This window comes from Gordonia polyisoprenivorans NBRC 16320 = JCM 10675, from assembly GCF_000241325.1.
Taxonomy (GTDB): domain Bacteria; phylum Actinomycetota; class Actinomycetes; order Mycobacteriales; family Mycobacteriaceae; genus Gordonia; species Gordonia polyisoprenivorans.
In genome coordinates, this window is the sequence record NZ_BAEI01000041.1 from 1 (window position 1) to 794 (window position 794).

At 60.8% G+C, this 794-nt stretch carries 1 protein-coding gene; it reads right to left on the bottom strand.

Translation table 11 applies throughout. The features are described 5' to 3' along the window. Window positions 1–415: 415 nt before the first annotated feature. On the bottom strand, window positions 416–794 hold a 379-nt coding region (locus GOPIP_RS11620; RefSeq protein WP_244421143.1), incomplete at its 5' end, for a hypothetical protein.

Consider the following 794-nt stretch of genomic DNA (forward strand, 5'->3'; position numbering starts at 1 on the left):
TCGCCAGATTCGCGAGGATGACGAGCTGGATTACGTCTGGCTGTCAAGCGACGTCACCCCTGAGGGCGGCATGTCTCATGGAATGGGGCACTCCGGTGAAGGGGTGTTGGCCACTGCCGGAGAAGAAGCCGTAGCTGTTGGCTGAGCAAATCTGGTGCAGGACCAGATCGAGCGGACGGGGATTCAGTGGCCCCGCGGCCGCACGGGAGGCGCCATGGGCGCAGTTCTCATCGGAGGGATAGCAACATGGAGTGGCCGCGACGGCGAGCAAGCAGCGATCGGCTCCCTCTCTGCCTGACTTCGAACCATCGGCCGTCCGCGACATCGGCGGACGTTCGGCGCCGACAACTCGTCCTACTCTGACACGTTTCCTTACCAGCTAAAGCGGCTGTGGCAGAGTCGGTCATGCTCGGTGTCAAATGTATTCGTCACGGGTGCGCGTCTTGGCTGAGGGGTAAAGATGGCGCCCGAGTCGTCCTCCCGCGCCGGCCGGCATCATCCTCGGCCCCATGTCGTATTCGGCAAGCGGGAAATTGCGGCTAGTTAACATTAACATGGCGTGATCGTCGTCACTCGATGCGGCGAATGGCCTCGTTACGTGACGTAGCAGGCCGCCCAGATTGTCGGTCGGTCGGGCAGTTGGTGTGCGAAAACCGTCGTCGGTGATCATGATCTCGCGGTCGAGGGTGACGACCGAAACATTCTCGTGGCGGTATCGCATATGTGCGTCTATCAAACGTCGTTGCTGCGGTGTTGCAATGTCCCGAAGGCCCGACTGGATTCGTTCGGTGAAT